Origin of the sequence: Sphingomonas citri (assembly GCF_019429485.1) — a bacterium.
Lineage (GTDB): Bacteria > Pseudomonadota > Alphaproteobacteria > Sphingomonadales > Sphingomonadaceae > Sphingomonas > Sphingomonas citri.
This window is the reverse complement of the sequence record NZ_JAHXZN010000001.1, coordinates 329,964-348,470: the sequence shown is the minus strand read 5'-3', so window position 1 is coordinate 348,470 and position 18,507 is coordinate 329,964. Positions and strand designations below refer to the sequence as shown.

The window sequence follows — 18,507 nt, the reverse complement described above, 5'->3', positions numbered from 1 at the left end:
CGCGGGGTTTGGTAAAAGGAGCGCTACCCCATTACCCGGCGTCGTCCTGAACTCGTTTCAGGATCCACCGTGCCGCCGACGGAGCGGCGTTGGAAGACGCAGGACCGTTCATCCTGAAACGAGTTCAGGTCGACGCTAGCTGTTTTGGGGACCTTTGGCGCACGGCCCCTCGCCGCCGCCTTCATCCCTGCCGCAGCGCGCTCAGCGTCAGCCCCGCGGTGATCTGCTCGACGTCGGTGCGGCAGTGGATCAGCCGCACGCCGCGCTCAGCCAGGGCGCGGTCGAGCGCGGGCGCGAACGCCTCGGTTCGCTCCACCGTCTCGGCCCAGCCGCCATAGGCGCGCGCCAGCGCGGCGAAGTCGGGGTTGACCAGCCGCGTCGCCGACGGACGGCCGGGATATTCGCGCTCCTGGTGCATCCGGATCGTCCCGTACGCGCCGTTGTCGACGAGGATGACGAGCAGGTCGGCGCCGTGCTGCACCGCGGTGGCGAGTTCCTGGCCGTTCATCAGGAAGTCGCCGTCGCCCGCCAGCGCGACCACGCTGCGACCCGGCCGGCGCAGCGACGCCGCCACCGCGGCGGGCACGCCATAGCCCATCGCGCCCGCGGTCGGCGCCAGCTGCGTGCCCGGCCCGGCATAGCGCCAGTAGCGGTGCCACCAGCCTGAGAAATTGCCCGCGCCGTTGCAGATGATCGTGTCCGCCGGCAGCTTCTCGCGCATCGTCGCGACGCACGGGCCGAGATCGAGCGCGACGCCGTCGCGGGGGCGGGGCGTGCTCCACGCCTCATAGGCGGTGCGCGCCTCGGCGGCATGCGGGTGGACGCCGCCGTCGAGCGGCACCAAGGCCTCGGCGAACTCGGCCATGCCGGCGCAGATCGCGAGGTCCGTGGCGTAGGTGCGCCCGAGCTCCTCGGGATCGGGGTGGACGTGGACCAGCCGCTGGCCGGGGTGATCGGGCGTGATCAGCTGATAGCCGTCGGTGGTCGCCTCGCCGAGCCGCGCGCCGACCACGATCAGCAGGTCGGCGCCGCGCACGCGCTCGACCAAAGCGGGGCTGGGGCCGTAGCCGAGGTTGCCGGCATAGGCCGGGCAGTCGTTGGCGATCGCGTCCTGGCGGCGGAAGGCGGCGGCGAGCGGCACGCCGGTGCGCGTCGCCCAATCGGCCATCGCCGCCGCGGCGGCTACGTCCCAGCCCGCGCCGCCGACGATCGCGAGCGGGTTCTCGGCGGTGGCGAGCAGGTCGCGCAGATGCTCGATCGAGTCCTCGTCCACTGCCTGGGCGACGCGCTCGACGCGCGCGCGATCGGGCACGGTGACGGTGTCGAGCAGCATGTCCTCGGGCAGTGCGAGCACGACCGGGCCGGGGCGGCCGTTGATCGCGGTGGCATAAGCGCGCGCGACATATTCCGGGATGCGCGCGGCGTCGTCGATCCGCGCCGCCCATTTGGCGATCGGCGCGAACATCGCCTGGAAGTCGATCTCCTGGAATGCCTCGCGATCGCGCGTCGAGCGGTCGACGTCGCCCACGAACAGGATCATCGGCTGCGAGTCCTGCATCGCGACATGGACGCCGATGGCGGCGTTGGTCGCGCCGGGGCCGCGCGTGACGAAGGCGATGCCGGGGCGATGGGTCAGCGCGCCGTCGGCGCAGGCCATGAAGGTGACGCCACCCTCCTGCCGGCACGTCACCACATCGATCGCGGGGGTGTCGTGCAACGCGTCGAGCACCGCGAGGAAGCTCTCCCCCGGCACGGTGAAGAGACGGTCGCAGCCCTGGGCGACGAGCTGGTCGACGAGCAGGCGTCCACCGGTGCGGGGTTCGATCATGCGGCGAGCCTAGCCGCCCGAAAGGGTTAGGCGAAAGGGGTATTAGTTCCGAAGCGGCGGAACGTCTCAGCCATCTGCCCGGCGCGGCGTGTGGCGAGCGATCGTCCCGCTCTGCATCGCTGATCCACCGCACACCCCGATTGCCTTCGCCGCGCCGACCGCTAAGGATCGCGCGCATGCGGGACACGGTGATCTTCGACTTCGGCGGGGTGATCACCTCGTCGCCGTTCGCGGCGTTCAACCGGCTGGAGCGCGAACGCGGCCTCCCGATCGACCTGATCCGGCGCCTCAACGCCACCGATCCGGACAGCAACGCCTGGGCGCGGTTCGAGCGCGCCGAGATCGACGCCGCCACCTTCGACCGCGACTTCGCCGTCGAGGCGAAAGCGATCGGTCATGAGCTGCGCGGACGCGACGTGCTGGCGCTGCTGTACGGCGACGTCCGCCCGCGCATGGTGCACGCGCTCGACTGGTTGAAGCGCGAGGGCTTCCACATCGGCTGCATCACCAACAACGTTCCCGCCGGCGACACGCCGCGTGACCCGCAGGCGGTCGCCGCAGTGGCGGCGGTGCTCGCGCGCTTCGACCACGTGGTGGAGAGCAGCAAGGTCGGCATCCGCAAACCCGACCCGCGCATCTACCTGATGATGTGCGAGACGCTCAACAAACGCCCCGACCAGTGCGTCTACCTCGACGACCTGGGGGTGAACTGCAAGGCCGCGGCGCAGCTCGGCATGGCGGCGATCAAGGTGAGCGGCGAGGGGCAGGCGCTCGACGATCTGTGCGCCGCGCTCGGCATCGCGCCGGGCCATTTCTGAGGGAGACAGCGGGTGGTGGACAAGCTCTACGACAGCGCCGCGGCGGCGCTCGACGGGCTGCTGTTCGACGGCATGACGATCTGCGCCGGCGGCTTCGGCCTGTGCGGCATCCCCGAGCGACTGATCGACGCGATCCAGGCCGCGGGGGTGACCGGGCTCACGGTCGCCAGCAACAATGCCGGGATCGACGGGGAGGGACTCGGCAAGCTGCTGCGCACGCGCCAGATCGCCAAGATGATCTCGAGCTATGTCGGCGAGAACAAGGAGTTCGAGCGCCAGTATCTCAGCGGCGAGCTGGAGGTAGAGTTCTGCCCGCAGGGCACGCTGGCGGAGCGCTGCCGCGCCGGCGGCGCCGGCATCCCGGGCTTCTACACCAAGACCGGCGTCGGCACGTTGGTGGCCGAGGGCAAGGAGGTGAAGGCGTTCGACGGCGAGGACTATATCCTCGAGCGCGGCATCCGCGCCGACCTGTCGATCATCAAGGGCTGGAAGGCGGACACCAGCGGCAACCTCGTGTTCCGCAAGACCGCGCGCAACTTCAACCAGCCGATGGCGACCGCGGGCAGGATCTGCGTCGCCGAGGTGGAGGAGGTGGTGCCGGTCGGCGCGCTCGATCCCGATCACGTCCACCTGCCCGGCATCTACGTGAAGCGGATGATCGTCGGCGCGCCCTACGACAAGAAGATCGAGTTCCGCACGACGCGCCCGCGCGCGGAGGCCGGTGCGGCGTGACGTCACGGCTGCTGGTATCGGGCGCGGCGGCGGCGCTGCTCGCCGGTTGCGCGACCGCGCACCCCGAGCGCCCGCCAGCGCGCGCGGTGAGCGCCGTCCCGACGGCGCCCGTGTCCGCCGCACTGCCGGCCGGGGCGATGGCCTATCTGTACGGCTCGGCCGAGGCCGCGGCGTTGAGCGAGCAGACCTATAACGCGCTCACCGCCTATGTCCGCGGCGTGATCGAGCGCGCGCGCGACCGTCGCGGGCGGCTGCCGACCGAGCGCCGCGCCGGCACGCTGCCGCGCTGGCCGCAGTCGGCGGTGCTGGTCCCCGGCGCGACCGCGGCCAGCGCCGAGACGAGCCCGTGCAGCGCGCTGCCGCCCGCGGTGGTGCTCGACATGGACGAGACCGCGGTGCTCAACCTTGGCTATGAATATGACGAAGCGCGCACCGGTGCGGCCTATGACGTCAAGCGCTGGGATCGCTGGGAGCGGACCGGCGCCGACAAGGTCGTCGCGGTGCCCGGCGCGGTAGCGGCGTTCCGCCAATTGCGCGCGCTCGGCGTGACGATGGTGATCAACAGCAACCGCTCCGCCGACAACGCCGCCGCCGCCGCCAAGGCGCTGCGCACCGCAGGGCTGGGCGAGTTCCGCCACGGCGACACGCTCTACCTCAAGGGCGACGTCGACGGCCGCTCGGGCAAGGACGGGCGTCGGCTCGAGATCGCCAAACATTATTGCGTGCTCGCGCTCGTCGGCGACCAGCTCGGCGACTTCGCCGACCTCTTCAACCCGCCCGGCCCGGCGCCCGCGCTCGGCCGCCGCGCACTCGCCGGCGTGGGGCCGATCCAGGCGCGTTGGGGGCAGGGATGGTTCGTCTTGCCCAACCCCGTCTATGGCACCGGGCTCGGCACCGGATGGGACGAGACCTTCCCGCAGGACAAGCGCTGGGGTGACGCCCCGGCCGAAGGAGCGAAGTGATGGCCGTGGACGCCAAGGGCTGGGACCGCAACGGCATGGCGGCGCGCGCCGCGCGCGAGCTGCGCGACGGCTATTACGTCAACCTCGGCATCGGCATCCCGACATTGGTCGCGAACAATATACCGGATGGCATCACCGTGACGCTGCAGAGCGAGAACGGCATGCTCGGCATCGGTCCGTTCCCCTATGACGACGAGGTCGACCCAGACCTGATCAACGCGGGCAAGCAGACGATCAGCGAACTGCCGCAATCGGCCTATTTCGGCAGCGAGCAGAGCTTCGCCATGATCCGCGGCGGGCACATCGATCTCACCGTGCTCGGCGCGATGGAGGTGTCCGAGCGCGGCGACATCGCCAACTGGATGATCCCGGGCAAGATGATCAAGGGCATGGGCGGGGCGATGGACCTCGTCGCCGGCGTGAAGAAGATCATCGTGGTGATGGAGCATGTCGCCAAGGACGGCGCGCCCAAATTCATCCCGGCGTGCACGCTGCCGCTGACCGGGCGCGACGTGGTCGACATGATCGTCACCGACCTGGCGGTGTTCCAGCGCCCCGACCATCACAGCGCGTTTCGCCTGATCGAGCTGGCGCCGGGGGTGACCGCGGACGAGGTCGCCGCCAAGACGAGCGCGCACTACGAGGTCTGACGCGATGGCGTACACGCTGATCACCGCCAACCGGAACTACTCGAGCTGGTCGCTGCGGCCGTGGCTGCTGATGCGCGTGCTCGGCATCGCCTTCGAGGACCGGATCGAGCCGTTCGCGACACTGGACAATTACGAGGCGTTCCGCGCCTTCTCGCCGACCGGACAGGTGCCGGTGCTGATCGACGGCGAGCGGACGGTGTGGGACTCGCTTGGCATCACCTCATACCTCGCCGAGCGCCATCCCGGCGTGTGGCCGACGGACGAGGCGGCGCGCGCCTGGGCGGTCTGCGCGGTTTCGGAGATGCACGGCGGCTTCGGCGCGCTGCGGCGCGAGCGGACGATGACGGTGGGGCAGCGGATCACGCCGACGCGCGGCTCGGACGCGCTCGCGCGCGACGTCGCGCGGGTCGCCGAGCTGTGGGACGAGGGGCTGACACGTTTCGGTGGACCGTGGCTGGCAGGCGAGCATTTCACCGCGGTCGACGCCTTCTACGCGCCGGTGGCGTTCCGCGTTCGCGCATGGGGGATCGACGTTGGCGCCGCGGGTAAGCGCTGGGTCGAGACGCTGCTGGCGCACCCGGCGACGCTCGAGTGGGAGGCTGCGGCGCTGGCCGAGACGTTCCGCGAAGACGGGCACGAGGCCGAGGTGGCGGCGTACGGCGAGGTGACCGAGGATCTTCGCGCCGCGGTGTGAGGCTGCGCGTCGCGGGGCCTGGCGATCCTGCGCACGCAGGATCCCAGGTTGACAGAGCGGGCCGCTCGCAAGGCTGGGTTCCTGCGAGCGCAGGAACACGAGGCGTTCAAGAGGCAAGCGACACTCCATCCGGTAAATGGGGTGACGTTGCCCGCCACTCGCGTGAGAGACGTGCGTCGCACTTACCCGTTTTGCCGGTCATCAGCCGCAACCCACGACATTTCCTGTCACTCCACCTTGGAGCGACAGACCTTTTCGGTTAACAGCCCCTGATCATGTCCAGCCCGCGCACGCTTTACGAGAAGGTCTGGGACGCTCACGTGGTCGAGCGCCGAGACGATGGTTCCTGCCTGATCTACATCGACCGCCACCTCCTTCATGAGGTGACCAGCCCGCAGGCGTTCGAGGGTTTGCGCGCCGCCGGCCGTCGCGTGCGCCGTCCCGACCTCACGCTCGCGGTGCCCGACCACAACCTTCCCACCACCACGCGCATCGACGCCGCGGGGCAGGAGCTCCCGATCGCCGATCGCGAGAGCGCCGAGCAGCTCGCCGCGCTGCGCCGTAACGTCGCCGAGTTCGGCGTGCCCTATATCGACGCGCTGTCGGCGCGGCAGGGGATCGTCCACGTCGTCGGCCCCGAGCAGGGCTTCACGCTGCCCGGCATCACGATGGTCTGCGGCGACAGCCATACCTCGGCGCATGGCGCGCTGGGGGCGCTCGCGTTCGGGATCGGCACCAGCGAGGTCGAGCACGTGCTCGCGACCCAGACGCTGATCCTCTCCCCCTCCAAGACGATGGAGGTGCGGGTCGACGGCACTCTCGGCTATGGCGTCAGCGCCAAGGACGTGGTGCTCGCCATCATCGGCAGGATCGGCGCGGCGGGGGGCACCGGCCATGTCATCGAGTTCACCGGCGAGGTGATCCGCGCCCTCTCGATCGAGGGGCGGCTGACGATCGCCAATATGTCGATCGAGGGCGGCGCGCGCGCCGGCATGATCGCGCCCGACAAGACCACCTTCGCCTATCTCAAGGGGCGCCCGATGGCGCCGCGGGCTGACGACTGGGCGCGCGCGGTCGACTGGTGGCGCACGCTGCCGAGCGACGCCGGCGCGCGCTACGACAAGGTCGTGCGGCTGGAGGCGAGCGACATCGCGCCGGCGCTCACCTGGGGCACCAGCCCCGAGGACGTCGTGCCGATCACCGGCAGCGTCCCCGCACCCGACAGCTTCGCCGACGCCTCGAAGCGCGCGGCGGCGCAGAAGTCGCTCGATTACATGGGGCTCACCCCGGGGATGCGGATGCAGGACGTGCCGATCCAGCACGTCTTCATCGGCAGCTGCACCAACAGCCGCATCGAGGACCTGCGCGCCGCCGCCTCGGTGGCGAACGGCCGCCACGTCGCCGATGGGGTGCGCGCGCTGGTGGTGCCCGGGTCGGGGCTGGTCAAGCGCCAGGCCGAGGCGGAGGGGCTCGACCGCATCTTCACCGCCGCCGGCTTCGAGTGGCGCGAGCCGGGCTGCTCTATGTGCCTGGCGATGAACCCCGACAAGGTGCCCGCGGGCGAGCGCTGCGCCTCGACGTCGAACCGAAATTTCGTGGGAAGACAGGGACCTGGCTCGCGTACCCATCTGTTGTCGCCGGCGATGGCGGCGGCGGCGGCGGTGACCGGGCGGCTCGCCGACGTGCGCGAGCTGATGGGATAATCGGCGCGATCATCCGAGGGGATATTCCATGAAGAAAGTGCTCATGTTCTTGATCGCCGGCTCGGTGCTGAGCGGCGTGGCGGCCTATGCGGCGATCGCCAAGCCCGCGATGCCGCCGAGCAACCCGGCGCGCTGATGCGGGCCGTCACCCGCGTCAGCGGCACCGCTTATCCCTGGGGCGCCAAGAACGTCGACACCGACGTCATCATCCCGGCGCACTGGCTCAAGACGATCACGCGCTCCGGTCTCGGCCGCGGCGCGTTCGAGACGGTGCGCGCGCAGCCCGGCAACCTCTTCGACGACCCGCGCTACGCCGGCGCGCCGATCCTCATCGCGGGCGACAATTTCGGCTGCGGCTCGAGCCGCGAGCACGCCGCCTGGGCGCTCGCCGACATGGGGGTGCACGCGGTGATCGCGCCGAGCTTCTCCGACATCTTCTCGGGCAACGCGTTCAAGAACGGCATCGTCACCGTGGTGCTGCCGCAGGAGGCGGTCGACCGCCTCGTCGAGGTGGCGAAGACCGATCCGGTCACCGTCGATCTCGAGACGATGACAGTCACCACGCCGTACCAGGATCGCTATACGTTCGAACTCGACCCCTTTCGCCGCCGCTGTCTGATGGAGGGGCTGGACGAGGTCGGCCTCACGCTGGCAAAGGATACCGTGATTTCGAATTTCGAGGAGCGGCTCGGCGTCGAGCGCCCTTGGATCGGGCGCGGGAGAGCGGATCATGCGGGCCTTGCTGTCGAGGGTGCCGGGCGGGCCTGACACGCTGGAGATCGGCGAGCTGCCCGATCCCGTCGCGGGCGCGGGCGAGGTGGTGGTCGCGGTCAAGGCCTGCGCGATCAATTATCCCGACGTGCTCGTGATCGAGGATCGCTACCAGATGCGCCCGCCGCGCCCCTTCGCACCGGGCGGCGAGATCGCCGGCGTGGTCGAGGAGGTCGGGGAAGGCGTCTTCCGCTGGCAGGTCGGTGACCGTGTGATGGGCAACACGATGATGGGCGGGCTGAGCGAGCGGCTGCGCTTCGCCGCGGACTCGCTCCACGCCGTGCCCGAGGGTCGCAGCTTCGAGGAAGCTTCGGCGCTGCTGCTCACCTATGCGACGACGATCCACGCCCTGGTCGACCGCGGCGCGATCGCCGCGGGCGAGCGGCTGCTGGTGCTGGGTGCCGCGGGCGGGGTCGGGCTCGCGGCGGTGGAGCTGGGCAAGGCGTTCGGCGCGCACGTCGTCGGCGCGGTATCGAGCGAGGCCAAGGCGGCGGCGGTGCGCGCGGCCGGCGCTGACGAGGTGCTGGTCTACGATCGCGCGCCGTTCGACAAGGCGCAGAGCAAGGCGCTGGCCGACCGCTTCAAGGCGGCGGCAGGGCGGGATGGCTTCGACCTCGTCTACGATCCGGTGGGGGGCGACTATGCCGAGCCGGCACTCCGCTCGCTCGGCTGGGAGGGGCGCTACCTCGTGGTCGGCTTCCCCGCCGGCATCCCCAGGCTGCCGCTCAACCTCACGTTGCTGAAGAGCTGCGACGTCCGCGGCGTCTTCTGGGGCGCGTTCGCCGCGCGCCATCCCGAACGCAACCGCGCGCACATCGCTCGCCTGTTCGACTTGTGGGGTGAGGGCAGGATCGCGCCGCGCGTCACGGAGGTGTTCCCGTTCGAGCGCGGCGGCGCGGCGATCGCGCGCATGGCCGCGCGAGAGGCGGTCGGCAAGCTGGTGGTGCGGGTGGGGGGGTAGAACGACCAGCGTGATCGATCCTCCCCTTGAAGGGGAGTGCGGGCTTTGGCTTGCCCCCGGCAAGCCAAGATGGTGTCCGGGGGACACCATCTCGCCCGCACTGGCGCGTGCAGCGCGTCGGATGGGTGACCCGGCCGGCGCGCGGCCCTGACGTTACCACGGGCGGCACCTCTTCGTCAGGCCTGCGACCTGCCTCCTCCCCTCGCAGGGGAGGACGCGTCGCGAGGCCGGCTGCGATCTCCGCCGCGCCGTCCGCCCGTTGCGCCGCGTCGCCGCCCGCACTATCCCGGTGCGCTACACCGCGGGGAACCAGCATGACCACCTTCGAGGACCGCCAGCGCGCGTTCGAGGCCAAGTTCGCGCGCGACGAGGAAGTGGCGTTCCGCATCGTCGCGCGGCGCAACCGCCTCGTCGGGCAGTGGGCCGCCGAGCTGATGCAACTCACCCCGGCCGAGACCGACGCTTATGCCAGGGCGGTCGTCCAGGCCGACTTCGAGGAGGCCGGCGACGAGGACGTGGTGCGCAAGGTCTACGGTGACCTCACCGCCGCCAACGTCGACGTCGACGAGGCCGCGGTACGCCGCGCGCTCGAGGAGAAGACGATCGAGGCGCGGCGCCAGCTGCTGCAGTCGGAGTAAGAAGGATGCCGATGGAAGGGGCGGAGATCGCCGCGCTGATCAAGGCGGGCATCCCCGATGCCGAGGTGGAGATGACCGATCTCGCCGGCGACGGCGACCATTGGTCCGCGCGCGTCGTGGCGCCGTCGTTCGCGGGCATGCCGCGGGTGAAGCAGCATCAGGCGGTCTATGCCGCGCTGGGCGGTCGCATGGGCGGCGTGCTCCACGCCTTGCAGTTGACCACCGCCGTCCCGAAGTAGGCGCGGTACAAGAGGGTTGAAGCGATGACCGACGACACGAACGCCCGCATCGACGCGGTGGTGAAGAACAATCCGGTGGTGCTGTTCATGAAGGGCACGCCGCTGTTCCCGCAGTGCGGCTTCTCCAGCCGCGCGGTGGCGATCCTGGAGCGGCTCGGCGTCTCGTTTGAGAGCGTCGACGTGCTGCAGGACCAGGCGATCCGGCAGGGCATCAAGGGCTATTCGGACTGGCCGACGATCCCGCAGCTCTACGTCGGCGGCGAGTTCGTCGGCGGCTCGGACATCATGATGGAGATGTACGAGTCGGGCGAGTTGGCGGAGCTGTTCCAGAACGCCGGCGCGGCGGCCGCCGAGGCGAAGTAAGAAGGATGGGTGGCCTGGGCGCCACCTCGATCATCTCCCTGTCACCCCGGCGCAAGCCGGGGTCCAGTTGGGAAGGCTGTCGAGTGTTCCACCGGCGGCTCCCAGCTGGACCCCGGCTTCGCCGGGGTGACGTGTATGTGGAGGATCGCGCCTGCGCACGGACGACGCACACACGATCGGACCGTACCTCTGGGACCCGAGATCGGGTGCGCTTCGATGTTCCATCCGTCACGGCGCGACAGCGATCGCGAGGACGGTAGCCCCGCGTCGGAAATGCCGAGGTTCGGGGCAATGGAAAGGCGACGTTCGGTCAAGCGACTGGCGCCGCCCGAACGACTGTAAGGAATAGCAAAGCTTCAGCCGCTCAGCGCCCTTGACTACATCCGTAATCGACACGATTACAGTCGTAGTCAACGAGGAGCGAGTCGTGGCCGAGCGGATCAGCGATGCCGAGCATGCGGTGATGGAGGTGTTGTGGGACGACAGCCCTCTCACCGCGCAGGACGTGGCCGAGCGGGTCGACCCCGCCCGCGGCTGGAGTGCCGCGACGGTGAAGACGTTGCTGGGGCGCCTGCTCGCCAAGGAGGCCGTGCGCCACGAGGTCGATGGCCGCCGCTACCTGTATAGCCCGGCGGTGCAGCGCGAGGATTATGTCGACGGCGAGTCGCGCCGGCTGATCGACCGGCTGTTCGGCGGCCGGCTCACCCCTCTGGTCGCGCACCTCGCCGAGCGCGACGCGCTCACCGAACAGGACATCACCGAGATCGAGGCACTTCTGCGGGAGTTGAAGCAATGATCGCCTGGGCCATGGAATCCCTGCTCGCGTCGGCGCTGCTGATGCTCGCGGTGCTGGCGCTGCGCGCGCCGGTGCGGAAGACCTTCGGGGCGCCGGTCGCCTATGCGCTGTGGGCGATCCCGGCTCTGCGGCTGCTGCTCCCGCCGCTGCCCGCCGGCTGGCGCACCGAGGCGCTGCCGACGCTCGCCTCGCTCCCCGCGGCCGAGCCGATCGCGCACGCGCTCGAGCCGGTCGCCGCGCTGCCGGCGCTGGTGCCCGAGACGGCATCGCTGCTGCCGGCGATCGTGCTGGGGACCTGGGCCGCCGGTGCGGTCGCGCTGCTGCTGTGGCAGGTGGCCGATTACTGGCGCTTCCGCTACCGGCTGCTGCGCCACGGCCTCGCGCTCGACCAGATCGGCGGCGTCATGATCGTGCAGAGCGAGACGGCGAGCGGGCCGGTGGCGTTCGGCGTGTTCGACAAGGTCGTCGCTTTCCCGCGCGACTTCGCGGCACGCTTCGATGCCGAGGAGCGCGCGCTCGCGCTCGAGCATGAGCTCGGCCACCACCGTCGCGGCGACCTGGTCGCCAACTGGGTGGCGCTGGCCGTGCTCGCGCTCCACTGGTTCAACCCGCTCGCGTGGGTAGCCTTCCGCGCTTTCCGGGCGGACCAGGAGATGGCCAATGACGCGGGTGTGCTCGCGCGGCTCGGCGGCGCCTCGCGCCACGCCTATGGCTGCGCGATCGTCAAGGCGGCGCACGGCCGTGCCATCACCGCGACCTGCCACCTCCACACCGTCAAGGACCTGAAAGGGAGACTGCGCATGCTGAGCAGGACGCGCGCCTCGCGCACTCGCACGACGCTCGGCGTCGCCGCCACCGCCGCGATCGCGCTCGGCGCGCTGGGGCTTACCGCCTCGGGCACGCAGGCGGCGGAGCGGATGCGCGGCGGGGTCGAGGAGGCGGTCGGGATCGACCCGCACGCCTTCGATGACGCTCTGTCGCTGATGGCGTCTTTCCCCGAGCCGCCCGCCGCGCCGGCGGTGCCGAGCGCGCCCGCGGCCCCGGCAGCCGGCCATCACGGCCAGCGGGTCACGATCGTGCGCGACGGCCAGACCACGACCTACGAGGGCGAGGAAGCGGCCGACTATATCGCCGCGCACCCGGTGCCGACCCCGCCGGAGCCCCCGGTCGCGCCGCTGCCCCCGCTGCCCGCGTTCGCCTCGGTGCCGCCCGTCCCGCCGGTGGCCAGCCGCCGCTGCGGCGGCGAGCCGACGCGCTTCGTGACGAGCGCGACGCAGAACGGCCAGCGCGTCACCGTGATCTGCACCGACCATATCGAGCGCGCCGCGCGCGAGGCGAGCCGCGCGGCAGTGGAGGCGCGCGGACAGCGCGACGGCGCGATGCGCTCCGCGCTCGCCAGCCTGGAGCAGACCCGCGCTCAGCTCGCCGCCAACCGCGACATGCCCGCCGAGGCGCGCCGCGACGCGGTGCGCGAGGTCGAGCAGGCGATGCGCGAGGTGCGCGACGAGATGGCGCAGCGCGACGACGACTGAGCCGCGCCGCCCGCTTCGCGCCGGCTTGCTTCGCCGTCGCGCAGCCGCCATCTGGTGGCGCGATGGCGAAGCCTCCTCCCACCGGCCTGGCCGTGCCGATCGAGCCGCTCGTCACCCGCGTGCTCGCCCCCAACGCTTCGGCCTACACGTACACGGGGACGCAGACGCATATCGTCGGGCGTGACGATGTCGCGGTGATCGATCCCGGCCCCAACGACGCCGCGCATCACGACGCGCTCCGCGTCGCCATCGCGGGGCGCCCCGTGCGCGCTATCCTGATCACGCACCACCACCGCGACCATTCCCCCGCCGCGCGCGCGCTTGCCGAAGCCACCGGCGCGCCGATCGTCGGCGCCGCCGCCACGGTGCGCGGGGGTGACGGCGAGGGCGCCGCCGTCGACGCCGCCTTCGACCGCGACTATGCTCCCGACCGCGTCCTCACCGACGGCGACGGCGTGAGCGGCGACGGCTGGACGCTCACCGCGCTGGCCACGCCGGGCCACACCAGCCAGCACCTCGCGTTTGCGCTGGAGGAGAGCAAGGCGCTGTTCTCGGGCGACCATGTCATGGGCTGGGCGACCAGCGTGATCTCGCCGCCCGACGGCGACATGGGCGAGTATCTGGCGAGCCTGGAGACGTTGCTCGCGCGCGACGACCGAATCTACTACCCCGGCCACGGCGAGGCGGTGGAGCGGCCGCAGCGTTTGGTGCGCGGCATGCTCGGGCATCGCAAGCAGCGCGAGGGGCAGATCGTCCGGCTGCTCACCGCCGCGCCGCGCACGGTCGCCGCACTGGTCGAGCGCATGTACGTCGGGCTCGACCCGCGGCTCGCGGGAGCGGCGGCGCGCTCGGTGCTGGCGCATCTCATCGATCTGGAGCGGCGCGGCGTGGCGGCGCGGGAGGAGGGCGCGTGGCGGATCATCTGACCGGGCTGGGCAAGCTGCTGGTGTCGCTCGCGATCGCCACCGCGATCCTGGTCGCGACCTTCGTCGGCTACCGTTACTATACCGAGCGCTACGCCGTCTCGACCGACGACGACGGCGTCGCGGTGGCGCGCGTCGTCGCGGGGCGGCTGTACGGCAGCAGTGACCTGCGCGTCAGCCATCTCGCGGGCACGGTGCAGTCGACCGCGTCCACCACCCGGATGTGGGGCTGGCTGCGCTACGTGCGGCTGATCAAGGCGCCCTACGACGTCGACTATTTCGTGAACCTCGGCGCGCTGGCGCCGCGCGACTTCCGCTACGACGCGCGTCGGCGGACTCTGCTCGTCGAGGTGCCCGACGTCGTCGTCGGCACTCCCAACGTCGACGAGAGCCGCGTCACGCTCGACACCACCACCGGCTTCCTGCCGCCGCGCGGCGCGATGGCCGAGCTGCAGAAGATGGTGTCGGCCAAGGCGACGACGGTCGTCGCCGCCAAGGCGCGCGAGCCCGAGAACATGCGCAAGGCGCGCGAGAACGGCCGCGCGGCGCTGGAGCGGCTGTTCGCGGGCAGCCTCGACGCCGCGGGACTGCCCGTGACCGTGACGGTGCGCTTCGCCGGCGAGCCGCGCACCGGCAGCAGCGAGCGCTGGGACCTCACCCGCTCGCTCGAGGAAGTGCTCGGCAACGGCAGCTGACTTGATCCGGCGGCGCTGCCGGGCCATCTGCGCAGCCATGGACCAGCCGACCAACCTCGCCGGGCTCGACCTGCGCGCCGAGATCGACCGCCTCCGCACGGAGCGCAACGCCGTGATCCTCGCGCATTATTACCAGAAGCCCGAGATCCAGGACCTGGCCGACTTCGTCGGCGACAGTCTCGATCTCAGCCGCAAGGCGCAGGCGACCGACGCCGACGTGATCGCCTTCTGCGGCGTGCGCTTCATGGCCGAGACCGCCAAGATCCTGTCGCCGCAGAAGACCGTCGTGCTGCCCGACATGGACGCGGGCTGCTCGCTCGAGGACAGCTGCCCGCCCGAGCAGTTCGCCGCCTTCCGCGCGCAGCACCCCGACGCGATCGCGCTGACCTACATCAACTGCTCGACCGCGGTGAAGGCGCTGAGCGACGTCATCGTCACCTCCTCCTCGGCCGAGGCGATCCTCGCCAAGATCCCGCCCGAGCAGAAGATCATCTTCGGCCCGGACCGCAATCTGGGCGGCTATCTCGCGCGCAAGACCGGGCGCGACCTGATCCTGTGGCCGGGCGTGTGCATCGTCCACGAGGCGTTCAGCGAGACCGAGCTGCTCAAGCTCAAGGCCGAGCACCCCGGCGCGCCGGTGGTGGCGCACCCGGAATGCCCCGCGGTGATCCTCGACCACGCGGATTACGTCGGCTCGACCCGCGGCATCCTCGAATATGCGATGGCGATGCCGGGCGACACGCTGATCGTCGCGACCGAGCCGCACATCATCCACCAGATGGAGAAGGCGCTGCCGACCAAGCGCTTCATCGGCGCGCCCGGGGCGGACGGCAACTGCAACTGCAACATCTGCCCGTACATGGCGCTCAACACGATGGAGAAGCTGTACCTCGCGCTGCGCGACCTCACGCCGCGGATCGAGATCGAGGAGGGGCTACGGCTCGAGGCGAAGAAGAGCCTCGACGCGATGATGAGCATGGCCGGCGCCGCGGTGGGGCAGGGTGACCTCGGCAAGGTGAAGGTGACGGGGGACTGAAGGGGGCGGCCCCGACTCTCTCGCACCTCTGCTCTCCCTCTTCCGTCATCCCGGACTTGGTCCGGGATCCACCCGTCCACCTTCTCACCGGCACCTGGGTTCGCGGAACAGTGGATCCCGGACCAAGTCCGGGATGACGGCCGGCGAGAAGCGGAGCGTGGTGCCAGCCTCGGTCGCACCACCATCGTCCGTCACCCGCGCGCTTCCCCTCTGCCGCCGCCGCCGTTACGCAGGGCGGCGATGAAGACCCTTCTCCCGCTCGCGCTCCTGCCGCTGATCGCCGCCGCCGCGCCCGCCGCTGATCCCTATCGCTGGCTCGAGGACATCGAGGGCACGCGCGCGCTCGACCAGGTCAAGGCGTGGAACGCCGAGACCGAGGCGACGCTCACCAAGGACCCCCGCTTCGAGCAGGACCGCGCCCGCGCGCGCGAGATCCTCGACGACGAGGCGCAGATCCCGGACCCCGACGCGGTGCTCGGCCAGCAGGTCACCAATCTGTGGCGCGACGCGCGCAACCCGCGAGGGCTGTGGCGCGTGTCGCCGCTCGCCGACTATCGCGCGGGCAAGCCCCGGTGGCGCACGCTGATCGACGTCGACGCGCTCGGCAAGGCGGAGGGCAAGAGCTGGGTATGGCACGGCGCCTCCTGCCTCGAACCCGCCTATACGCGCTGCCTCGTCAAGCTCAGCAACGGCGGCACCGACGCGCAGGTGGTGCGCGAGTTCGACCTCACTAGCGGCCGCTTCGTCGAGGGCGGCTTCGTCGTTCCCGAGGCCAAGAACGACGCGACATGGGTCGACGCGGACACGCTGCTGGTCGCGACCGACTGGGGCAAGGGCTCGCTCACCGAATCGGGCTACCCGCGCATCGTCAAGCGCTGGCGGCGCGGCACCCCGCTCGCCGACGCGCGCGTGGTGCATGAGTCGCCGGTGACCGCCGTGGAAGTGACCCCGCTCGCCTTCACCGACGCGATGCGGCGCTGGCCGATGATCAGCGTCGGCAACAGCTTCTTCGATCGCGCCCTGCTGCTCGGCACCGATGACGGCCGCTTCGTCCCGCTCGGCCTGCCCAAGAACGCCGACGTGATGGAGGTGATCGACGGTCGCGTCGTCGCGCGGCTGAGCCAGAGCGCGCTTGGCTTCCCCGCCGGCGCGCTGGTCGCCTGGTCGCTCGCCGACATCGCCGCTGGTCGCCGCTCGACGCCCGACCTGGTGCTCGCGCCGACCGAGCGTCAGGCGATCGAGGAGGCGGGCGCGAGTGACCACGTGCTCTGGGTCAAGCTGCTCGACGACGTCTCGGGCAAGCTGCTCGCGCTGCGCCGCGGCGGCGACGGCACGTGGACGCAGCAAGCGGTGCCGCTGCCGGGCAACAGCACGGTGCATCTCGCGACGCAGATCGGTGCCAGCGACGAGACCTTCGTCTCGGTCGAGGGCATGCTGACGCCGCCGACGCTGTACGTCGCGGGCGAGCGGGGTGCGCCGCGCGTCGTCCAGTCGCTGCCGGCGCGCTTCGACGCCAGCCGCTTCACGGTGACGCAGCGCTTCGCCACCTCGCGCGATGGCACGCGCGTGCCGTACTTCCTCGTCACCAAGAAGGGGGCGACGGCACCCGCGCCCGCGCTGATCCACGCCTATGGCGGGTTCAAGCTGGCGCAGACGCCGACCTATCTCACCGGCCAACCCTATCGCGCCGGGCCACTGGCGTTGTTCTGGGTCGAGCAGGGCGGCGCCTATGTGCTCGCCAACCTGCGCGGCGGCGGTGAATATGGCCCGCGCTGGCACCAGGCCGGACTGCGCGAGAAGCGCCAGAACGTCTACGACGACCTCCACGCGGTGGCGGAGGATCTGGTCCGCACCGGCGTATCGGCCAAGAAGAAGATCGCGGTGTCGGGGCGCTCCAATGGCGGGCTGTTGGTGGGCGTGGCGCTCACGCAGCGGCCCGATTTGTACGGCGCGATCATCGCTGGCTCGCCGCTGGAGGACATGAAGCGCTACTCGCACTTGTCCGCCGGCGCCTCGTGGATCGACGAATATGGTGATCCCGACAAGCCGGCCGACTGGGCGTTCATCCGCCGCTACTCGCCCTATCAGAACGTGCGCGACGGGGTGCGCTACCCGCCCGCTTTCTTCTATCTCTCGACCAAGGACGATCGCGTCCACCCCGGCCACGCGCGCAAGCTGGCGGCGCTGCTGAAGGCCAAGGGCAATCCGGTCTATTTCCACGAGTATCTGGAAGGTGGCCACGCCGTGGGCGCCGACCATGCCGAGGACGCCAACCGCGCCGCGCTGCTCGACGCCTTCCTGCGGCGCGAGCTGATGGGGAAGTGACGTGACGTGCTCCGGCGGAGGCCGGGGGCGAGGTGGGTGACGCCCGTAGCTGCTCGTCCTCCGCCCCGGCGTTCGCCGGGATGCAGTTGGGGAACGTCTGCGAGTCCCACGATGGCCTTCCCACCTGGACCCCGGCGTTCGCCGGGGTGGGCCGATGAGATGGCGCGCCGTCTCTTGTCCAAACACCTTGACTTGCCCCCGTCCGCCTCCAGACAAGGGCGGCTTCCAAGACACTGACGGGAGCAAGCGCGTGGAGAGCAGTCGGCGGGATCTGATGATGATGATGGCACTCGGCGGCGCCGGCGCGGTGGCCGCGACCGGGGTGGCGGGCGAGGCCGAGGCGGCCGCCCCCGCGATCCCGGCGAAGGTGGTCCACCACGTCTTCTTCTGGCTCAAGAACCCCGGCGACGCGACCGACCGCGCCAAGCTGATCGCCGGCCTGCGCACGCTGGCGGGCATCCCCGCGCTGCGCGGGCTGCATATCGGCGTGCCCGCGCCGACCGAGCAGCGCGACGTGATCGACTCGAGCTGGGACGTGTCCGAGCTCATGTTCTTCGACACGGTCGCCGACCAGAAGGCCTATCAGGACCACCCGATTCACCGTGCCTTCGTCGCCGAGTGCGAGAAGCTGTGGCGCAAGGTGACGGTGTACGACGTGCTCAGCGCGTGAGGTGAGAACCGGTCGGAGGTGACACCTAGCCCCCTGCGCCGACCGCCCCGGCGCACGCCGGGGCCAAGGTGGGAAGGCCGGTGTAAGGCCACGAGCGTGCCCCACCTGGACCTCGGCGTGCGCCGGGGTGGAGGCTGCGGAGGCGCGCGCGCCAGGCCACGCGCCCTCCCG

At 70.9% G+C, this 18,507-nt stretch carries 19 protein-coding genes; 18 read left to right on the top strand and 1 reads right to left on the bottom strand.

From position 1 onward, the window contains the following. Positions 1-181 precede the first annotated feature (181 nt). On the bottom strand, positions 182-1,828 hold the full coding sequence (locus KZ820_RS01780) for a thiamine pyrophosphate-binding protein (RefSeq protein WP_219746996.1): 1,647 nt from the start codon (positions 1,826-1,828) through the stop codon (positions 182-184). A 176-nt stretch (positions 1,829-2,004) separates the two neighbouring features. Between KZ820_RS01780 and KZ820_RS01775 the strand changes: the two genes are divergently transcribed. From KZ820_RS01775 to KZ820_RS01690, 18 genes are all read left to right on the top strand, one after another. Then, the gene (locus KZ820_RS01775) at positions 2,005-2,646 is read left to right on the top strand and encodes an HAD-IA family hydrolase (RefSeq protein ID WP_219746995.1); all 642 of its coding nucleotides are present in this window, start codon (positions 2,005-2,007) and stop codon (positions 2,644-2,646) included. Positions 2,647-2,661: 15 nt separating this feature from the next. Next, a complete protein-coding gene (locus tag KZ820_RS01770) occupies positions 2,662-3,378 on the top strand; it encodes a CoA transferase subunit A (RefSeq protein WP_219748046.1) in 717 nt (238 codons plus the stop codon). Then, on the top strand, positions 3,375-4,340 hold the full coding sequence (locus tag KZ820_RS01765; RefSeq protein WP_308462093.1) for an HAD family acid phosphatase: 966 nt from the start codon (positions 3,375-3,377) through the stop codon (positions 4,338-4,340). Before KZ820_RS01770 ends, KZ820_RS01765 begins: the two co-directional genes overlap by 4 nt. Then, positions 4,340-4,990 carry a 3-oxoacid CoA-transferase subunit B gene (locus tag KZ820_RS01760; RefSeq protein ID WP_219746994.1) on the top strand — a complete coding sequence of 217 codons (651 nt, stop codon included), beginning with the start codon at positions 4,340-4,342 and terminating at the stop codon, positions 4,988-4,990. Before KZ820_RS01765 ends, KZ820_RS01760 begins: the two co-directional genes overlap by 1 nt. Positions 4,991-4,994: 4 nt before the next feature. Further along, positions 4,995-5,684, top strand: a complete 690-nt coding sequence (locus KZ820_RS01755; protein WP_219746993.1) for a glutathione S-transferase family protein — start codon at positions 4,995-4,997, stop codon at positions 5,682-5,684. A gap of 272 nt (positions 5,685-5,956) precedes the next feature. Beyond that, entirely contained in the window at positions 5,957-7,387 is a 1,431-nt protein-coding gene (gene leuC, locus KZ820_RS01750) for a 3-isopropylmalate dehydratase large subunit (protein WP_219748044.1), read from the top strand. Positions 7,388-7,522: 135 nt separating this feature from the next. Next, on the top strand, positions 7,523-8,155 hold the full coding sequence (leuD, locus tag KZ820_RS01745) for a 3-isopropylmalate dehydratase small subunit (protein ID WP_219746992.1): 633 nt from the start codon (positions 7,523-7,525) through the stop codon (positions 8,153-8,155). Continuing rightward, positions 8,118-9,119 carry an NADPH:quinone oxidoreductase family protein gene (locus KZ820_RS01740; protein ID WP_219746991.1) on the top strand — a complete coding sequence of 334 codons (1,002 nt, stop codon included), beginning with the start codon at positions 8,118-8,120 and terminating at the stop codon, positions 9,117-9,119. Before leuD ends, KZ820_RS01740 begins: the two co-directional genes overlap by 38 nt. A 314-nt stretch (positions 9,120-9,433) precedes the next feature. Beyond that, positions 9,434-9,757, top strand: a complete 324-nt coding sequence (locus tag KZ820_RS01735; protein ID WP_219746990.1) for a DUF1476 domain-containing protein — start codon at positions 9,434-9,436, stop codon at positions 9,755-9,757. Positions 9,758-9,762: 5 nt separating this feature from the next. Further along, positions 9,763-9,996, top strand: coding sequence for a BolA family protein (locus KZ820_RS01730; RefSeq protein WP_183920569.1), 234 nt, complete (start codon positions 9,763-9,765; stop codon positions 9,994-9,996). A 24-nt stretch (positions 9,997-10,020) separates the two neighbouring features. After that, positions 10,021-10,359, top strand: coding sequence for a Grx4 family monothiol glutaredoxin (gene grxD, locus KZ820_RS01725; RefSeq protein WP_219746989.1), 339 nt, complete (start codon positions 10,021-10,023; stop codon positions 10,357-10,359). A 427-nt stretch (positions 10,360-10,786) separates the two neighbouring features. Beyond that, the gene (locus KZ820_RS01720; protein ID WP_219746988.1) at positions 10,787-11,155 is read left to right on the top strand and encodes a BlaI/MecI/CopY family transcriptional regulator; all 369 of its coding nucleotides are present in this window, start codon (positions 10,787-10,789) and stop codon (positions 11,153-11,155) included. Next, positions 11,152-12,687: a M56 family metallopeptidase gene (locus tag KZ820_RS01715; RefSeq protein WP_219746987.1), complete on the top strand. Its 1,536-nt coding sequence runs from the start codon at positions 11,152-11,154 to the stop codon at positions 12,685-12,687. The genes KZ820_RS01720 and KZ820_RS01715 overlap by 4 nt, the downstream gene beginning before the upstream one ends. 62 nt (positions 12,688-12,749) lie before the next feature. Beyond that, the gene (locus KZ820_RS01710; protein ID WP_219746986.1) at positions 12,750-13,613 is read left to right on the top strand and encodes an MBL fold metallo-hydrolase; all 864 of its coding nucleotides are present in this window, start codon (positions 12,750-12,752) and stop codon (positions 13,611-13,613) included. Then, the gene (locus tag KZ820_RS01705) at positions 13,598-14,305 is read left to right on the top strand and encodes a DUF4230 domain-containing protein (protein ID WP_219746985.1); all 708 of its coding nucleotides are present in this window, start codon (positions 13,598-13,600) and stop codon (positions 14,303-14,305) included. Before KZ820_RS01710 ends, KZ820_RS01705 begins: the two co-directional genes overlap by 16 nt. A 37-nt stretch (positions 14,306-14,342) precedes the next feature. Next, positions 14,343-15,341 (top strand): quinolinate synthase NadA, encoded by a 999-nt coding sequence (gene nadA / locus KZ820_RS01700; protein WP_219746984.1) that lies wholly within the window; start codon positions 14,343-14,345, stop codon positions 15,339-15,341. 240 nt (positions 15,342-15,581) lie between these two features. Then, positions 15,582-17,666: a prolyl oligopeptidase family serine peptidase gene (locus KZ820_RS01695; protein WP_219746983.1), complete on the top strand. Its 2,085-nt coding sequence runs from the start codon at positions 15,582-15,584 to the stop codon at positions 17,664-17,666. Between the two features lie 274 nt (positions 17,667-17,940). After that, a complete protein-coding gene (locus KZ820_RS01690) occupies positions 17,941-18,336 on the top strand; it encodes a Dabb family protein (protein ID WP_258047679.1) in 396 nt (131 codons plus the stop codon). Positions 18,337-18,507 lie beyond the last annotated feature (171 nt).